General features: G+C 62.2%; 6 protein-coding genes. 2 read left to right on the forward strand and 4 right to left on the reverse strand.

Annotated elements, in window-relative coordinates:
* Positions 1-41: 41 nt before the first annotated feature.
* The 4 genes from nrdF to nrdH form a co-directional block, all read right to left on the reverse strand.
* The gene (gene nrdF, locus D3654_RS13170) at positions 42-1,016 is read right to left on the reverse strand and encodes a class 1b ribonucleoside-diphosphate reductase subunit beta (protein ID WP_120521948.1); all 975 of its coding nucleotides are present in this window, start codon (positions 1,014-1,016) and stop codon (positions 42-44) included.
* Positions 1,017-1,137: 121 nt separating this feature from the next.
* Positions 1,138-3,285: a class 1b ribonucleoside-diphosphate reductase subunit alpha gene (gene nrdE / locus D3654_RS13175; RefSeq protein WP_120521949.1), complete on the reverse strand. Its 2,148-nt coding sequence runs from the start codon at positions 3,283-3,285 to the stop codon at positions 1,138-1,140.
* Positions 3,286-3,293: 8 nt separating this feature from the next.
* Positions 3,294-3,764 (reverse strand): class Ib ribonucleoside-diphosphate reductase assembly flavoprotein NrdI, encoded by a 471-nt coding sequence (nrdI, locus tag D3654_RS13180; protein WP_120521950.1) that lies wholly within the window; start codon positions 3,762-3,764, stop codon positions 3,294-3,296.
* 68 nt (positions 3,765-3,832) lie between these two features.
* Positions 3,833-4,075 (reverse strand): glutaredoxin-like protein NrdH, encoded by a 243-nt coding sequence (gene nrdH, locus D3654_RS13185; RefSeq protein WP_115790497.1) that lies wholly within the window; start codon positions 4,073-4,075, stop codon positions 3,833-3,835.
* Between the two features lie 459 nt (positions 4,076-4,534).
* Here nrdH and D3654_RS13190 point away from each other — a divergent pair, with 459 nt between their 5' ends.
* Together D3654_RS13190 and D3654_RS13195 are read left to right on the forward strand one after the other, a co-directional pair.
* Positions 4,535-5,512, forward strand: coding sequence for a LysR family transcriptional regulator (locus D3654_RS13190; RefSeq protein ID WP_245413223.1), 978 nt, complete (start codon positions 4,535-4,537; stop codon positions 5,510-5,512).
* 50 nt (positions 5,513-5,562) lie between these two features.
* Positions 5,563-6,069: a DUF2004 domain-containing protein gene (locus D3654_RS13195; protein ID WP_120521951.1), complete on the forward strand. Its 507-nt coding sequence runs from the start codon at positions 5,563-5,565 to the stop codon at positions 6,067-6,069.
* Positions 6,070-6,127 lie beyond the last annotated feature (58 nt).

Below are 6,127 nucleotides of genomic sequence, written 5' to 3' on the forward strand. Positions count from 1 at the left end.
CCAACCAACCGCCGTCGTCCATCACTAGTTCAAAGGAAGAACTAGAACTCCCAGTCCTCGTCCTCCGTGTTCACGGCCTTGCCTATTACGTAGGAGGAGCCGGACCCGCTGAAGAAGTCGTGGTTCTCGTCCGCGTTCGGAGACAGCGCCGAGAGGATCGCCGGGTTAACGTCGGTGACGGAGGCCGGGAACATGGCCTCGTAGCCGAGGTTCATGAGGGCCTTGTTGGCGTTGTAGTGCAGGAACTTCTTGACGTCTTCGGCCAGGCCGACGCCGTCGTAGAGGTCGTGCGTGTACTGGACTTCGTTTTCGTACAGCTCGAAGAGCAGCTCGAAGGTGTAGTCCTTGATTTCCTGGCGCTTCTCTTCGGAGACCTTCTCGAGGCCCTTCTGGAACTTGTAGCCGATGTAGTAACCGTGCACGGCCTCGTCGCGGATGATGAGGCGGATGAGGTCGGCGGTGTTCGTGAGCTTGGCGCGCGAAGACCAGTACATGGGCAGGTAGAAGCCGGAGTAGAACAGGAAGCTCTCCAGCAGGGTGGAGGCGACCTTGCGCTTCAGCGGATCGTCGCCCTGGTAGTAGTCCATGACGATCTGCGCCTTCTTCTGCAGGTTCTCGTTCTCGAGGGACCAGCGGAAGGCGTCGTCGATCTCCTTGGTGGAGCACAGGGTGGAGAAGATCGAGGAGTAGCTCTTGGCGTGCACCGACTCCATGAAGGCGATGTTCGTGTACACGGCTTCCTCGTGCGGGGTGAGTGCGTCCGGGATCAGCGAGACCGCGCCGACCGTGCCCTGGATGGTGTCCAGCAGCGTCAGCCCGGTGAACACGCGCATGGTGAGCTGCTGTTCCTGCGGGGTGAGCGTGTGCCAGGACTGGACGTCGTTGGACAGCGGCACCTTTTCCGGCAGCCAGAAGTTGTTGACCAGGCGGTTCCACACCTCCACGTCCTTGTCATCCTGGATGCGGTTCCAGTTGATCGCTTCGACGTGGCTGAGCAGCTTGACCTTTTCGGTCATTTCGTCCCCTTAACGTATGTGTTCTTTAAGGTAAGCGTACGACGCCGGGCGCTCACCCGGCGTCGTACTTTTCAGTTTTCAGGCGCGGCAGCAGCCGCAGGAATTATTCGATAGCCAACTATCACAACATGCACGAAACACAACCCTCCACTTCGGTCCCTTCCAGCGCGAGCTGGCGGAGCCGGATGTAGTAGAGCGTCTTGATGCCCTTGCGCCAGGCGTAGATCTGGGCCTTGTTGATGTCACGCGTGGTGGCGGTGTCCTTGAAGAACAGCGTCAGGGACAGGCCCTGGTCCACGTGCTGCGTGGCAGCGGCGTAGGTGTCGATGATCTTCTCGTAGCCGATCTCGTACGCATCCTGGTAGTAGTCCAGGTTGTCGTTGGTGAGGTACGGCGCCGGGTAGTAGACGCGGCCGATCTTGCCTTCCTTGCGGATTTCGATCTTGGCGGCCACCGGGTGGATCGACGAGGTGGAGTTGTTGATGTAGCTGATGGAACCGGTGGGCGGCACGGCCTGCAGGTTCTGGTTGTAGATACCGTGCTCCATGACGGAGGCCTTCAGCTCGCGCCAGTCATCCTGGGTGGGGATGTGGTGGCCGGCGAACAGTTCGCGGACGCGCTCGGTTTCCGGAGCCCATTCCTGCTCGGTGTACTTGTCGAAGAACTCGCCGCTGGCGTACTTGGAGTTCTCGAAACCGCCGAACGTCTCCCCCGTCTCGATGGCGAGCTTGTTGGAGGCGCGCAGGGCGTGGAACAGCACCGTGTAGAAGTAGATGTTAGTGAAGTCCAGGCCCTCTTCGGAACCGTAGTGGACCCGCTCGCGGGCAAGGTAGCCGTGCAGGTTCATCTGGCCGAGGCCGATCGCGTGGCTCTGGGCGTTGCCCTGCGCGATGGACGGCACCGAATTGATGAACGACATGTCCGAGACGGCGGACAAGGCGCGGATGGACGTCTCGATGGAGGCGCCGAAGTCCGGGGAGTCCATGGTCTTGGCGATGTTCATCGAACCCAGGTTGCAGGAGATGTCCTTGCCGATGGTCTCGTAGCTGAGATCCTCGCCGTAAATGGACGGCGTGGAAACCTGCAGGATCTCCGAGCACAGGTTGCTCATGGTGATCTTGCCGGCGATCGGGTTGGCCCGGTTCACGGTGTCCTCGAACATGATGTACGGGTAGCCGGATTCGAACTGGATCTCCGCGAGGGTCTGGAAGAACTCGCGGGCGTTGATCTTGGTCTTCTTGATCCGGGAGTCGTCCACCATCTCGTAGTACTTCTCGGTGACCGAGATGTCGGAGAACGGAACGCCGTAGACGCGTTCGACGTCGTACGGGGAGAACAGGTACATGTCCTCGTTCTTCTTGGCCAGCTCGAAGGTGATGTCCGGGATCACGACGCCGAGCGAAAGGGTCTTGATGCGGATCTTCTCGTCCGCGTTCTCCCGCTTGGTGTCCAGGAAGCGGTAGATGTCCGGGTGGTGGGCGTGCAGGTACACGGCACCAGCGCCCTGGCGGGCGCCGAGCTGGTTGGCGTAGGAGAAGCTGTCTTCGAGCAACTTCATCACGGGGATGACGCCGGAGGACTGGTTCTCGATCTGTTTGATCGGTGCGCCGTGCTCGCGGATGTTGGTCAGGGACAGCGCCACGCCACCGCCGCGCTTGGACAGCTGCAGGGCGGAGTTGATGCCGCGGGCGATCGACTCCATGTTGTCCTCGATGCGCAGCAGGAAGCAGGAGACCAGCTCGCCGCGCTGGGCCTTGCCCGCGTTGAGGAACGTGGGGGTGGCCGGCTGGAAGCGACCGTCGATGATCTCGTCCACCAGGCGGGTGGCGAGTTCCTCGTTGCCGCGGCCCAGGTGCAGGGCGACCATGCAGACGCGGTCCTCGTAGCGCTCCAGGAACCGCTTGCCGTCGAAGGTCTTCAGCGTGTAGGAGGTGTAGAACTTGAAGGCGCCCAGGAAGGTCTCGAAGCGGAACTTCTTCTTGTAGGCACGGTTGAACAGCTCACGGATGAAGTTCATCGTGTACTGGTCGAGGGTTTCGCGCTCGTAGTACTGGTTCTTCACCAGGTAGTCGAGCTTCTCTTCCAGGTCGTGGAAGAACACCGTGTTGTTGTTGACGTGCTGCAGGAAGTACTGGTGCGCAGCCTCGCGGTCGGCTTCGAACTGGATCCTGCCATCCGCCCCGTAGAGGTTCAGCATCGCGTTGAGCTCGTGATAGCCCAGGCCCTTGTAGGCCTCGGGAAGCGGCTTCTTGTCCTGGCCGGTTTCCACGGACGGCGTTACTTCTGTTTCTGCGACAGTAGTGTCCAAAACTTGTCCAATCCTTGGTTCACCCGGTCGACGTCTTCCGGGGTTCCCATAAGTTCGAATTTATAGAGGTGCGGAACCTTGCACTTCGCCGCGATGATGTCGCCGGCTGCACAGTAGTTGTCCGCGAAGTTCGTGTTCCCGGCCCCGATGACGCCGCGGATCAGCGCCCTGTTCTGCGGGTTGTTCAGGAACCTGATGACCTGCTTGGGCACCGAACCTTCGCCGTTGGTGCCGCCGTAGGTCGGCACCACAAGCACATAAGGTTCCAGTGCGAGCAGTGGAGCATCCTTGGCGTAAAGGGGGATCCGGGCCGCGTCCCTGCCCAGTTTCCCGACAAAGCGCCGGGTGTTCTCCGAGGTGGAGGAAAAATAGATGAGGTGACTCCTCGTACTGACGGTTTCACCGTCGGTACGTGCAGGTGCTGTTGCCAGCGCTGCCATGGGGTCACCTCACCTTTTGTGTAAATCCTTGGTGGTGGCCGGTACCGGGAGCTAGATCACCGGAAAAGCTAAGCCACCGAAGCTGCCGCGACGGCCAGTTCTTCGATCTTGTCCGGGCGGAATCCCGACCAGTGGTCCTTCTCGGTCACCACAACGGGGGCCTGCATGTAGCCGAGGGCCTTCAGCCGCTCAAGGGCTTCGGCATCCTGGGAGATGTCAACGCTCTGGTAGGCGATGCCCTTCTTGTCCAGCGCCCGGTAGGTCGCGTTGCACTGAACACAGGCCGGCTTCGTGTAAACCGTGACGGTCATGATCCCTGTCCCCTCAGTTGGAGTCTTCTTCGTATTCAGCAGGCCTATGCCGGAAGCTCCTGAATCCGATGCCGGCCCGCTTGCTGCTATGGCAGCTATAGCTCTTGTCTGTCTTGTGCTGGTTTCCCGCCCAATCCGTAAATCGATACTACATGTAGTGCAAGCAGCTGGCGCGGACCCCAAGATGATGTATTACAAGTATGTCATTTAACACACCGGTAGTCCACAGGCAGGGGTGGGGAAAATGGCCGGAAATCCGCCGAAAGTGGTAGTTCAATCCACACCCTGTGGATTGGTTAACCACATTTAATTCCCCGCGTGTCGCATCGGCTCCGGCGTGTCGCGGGACCGCGCGGGACATGTCCTGGACCACGGTCCCGGTTGCCGGATCCCTGCGGCCAGGGCCCCGGCTACACTGGCTGGGCACGGAATCCGCATGCCCCACCCGAAGGATCACTGATGGTCAACCTCCTCCACCTGCGCACGCTCCTCGAAGTGACGCGGCTTGGATCCTTTGCCGCCGCGGCCACGCGGCTGGGGTACACGGCGTCGGCGGTCTCCCAGCAGATGGCCGCGCTGGAACGGGACACCGGCGTCGAGCTCTTCCACCGCTCCGCCCGCAGCGTGGTGCCCACCGAGGCCGCGTTCACCATGGTGCGGCACGCCTCGAAGGTGCTCACCGACGTCGAGGCGCTGCTCGCCGCGGCCTCCCGCAGCCACGACTCCCCCACCCAGGAACTCAGGCTCGGCATCTTCCCCAGCCTGGCCACGTATGTGCTGCCGGACATCCTGCGGAACCCGCGCTGGAACGACCTCGGCATCGAGCTGCGGGTTTCCGTGGCGGAACCGGCGCAGACCATCCAGGGCCTGCGGACCGGCGGGGACCTCGACGTCGCACTCGTCTACCAGGTGGGCCAATCGGGGCTCGCCTGGCCGCACACCCTGGACCGCCAGTGGATCGGCGACGACGACTTCCGGGTGGTCCTGCCGGCGTCCTGGGGAATCCGGGAGGACGCCGAAATGCAGGCCGCCCAGCTCTCGGACATGCCATGGATCATCCACCACCCGGGGACAAGCGACGCGCTCGTGATCGAGCGGCTTTTCGCCAGCTGCAACCTGCACCCGCGGGTGGTGGCCTACAGCGACGACTTCCACGCCAGCCTCGAAATGGCGGCAGCGGGCCTGGGCGCCGCGCTGGTACCGGAACTGGCGCTGCGGCACCGGCCTGCCGGCGTCGTCGTCCTGGACGTGCCGGACATCCGGCTGGCCCGCAACGTCTTCGCGCTGCTCATCAACGAAAAGCGCACCGCGCAGGTGCAGCTCTTCACGGAATTGCTGGCCGACACGCTGCGCGGCACGCCCCTGGCTCCCGCCGCGAAGGCGCAGCAAGGGGGCAGGCGGACGGCGGCGAAGCCCCAATCAGGGCGCCGTCCCTGAATTCCCCCGGGATGCTGGAACCGGCTGGTTCTTGGGTCTAGATTGTTTGCATGAGCAAGGTAGCGAGCAAACATTTCGGGGAGATTGAGCTCAACCACGGGCGTGAACATTGCTACGTGGCCTCGCACGAGCTCGCTGGAACTCCCCTGGAACTTGACCTGAATGTGGGTGCGCACGACCACTTCGACGAACGCGCCCTGCACAAGGTGGACTACCGTCTGGGCTATCTTTCCGAACTGGTCGAGCAGGTCCGCGACATGATCGCGGACGAACTCGAACAGGAGGGCACCAACTCGCAGCAGTTCCTGCACTTCCACTCCACGCAGCTCAAGGAAGAGCAGCTGGAAGCCGTGTTCGGCGTCCGCGACAAGGACGAACTGACCCACGACGTATTCCTCAAGGCGCTCAAGCTCGGGCACGTAGCCATCTACCCCGGGCAGCCGGAGCGCTATTTCGTCCTCGACTTCACCCTGGGCTCCCACTTCACGGACGAAGTCCTGGTGGCGGCCGCCGATGAGGACGGAGTGGTGGACGACGAGATCCTCTGGGAATCCTGAGGATCCGCTTTAACAACGACGGCGGCCGCCCACCTTCCGGTGGGCGGCCGCGGCGTTG

This window comes from Arthrobacter celericrescens (assembly GCF_003614925.1).
Lineage (GTDB): Bacteria > Actinomycetota > Actinomycetes > Actinomycetales > Micrococcaceae > Arthrobacter > Arthrobacter celericrescens.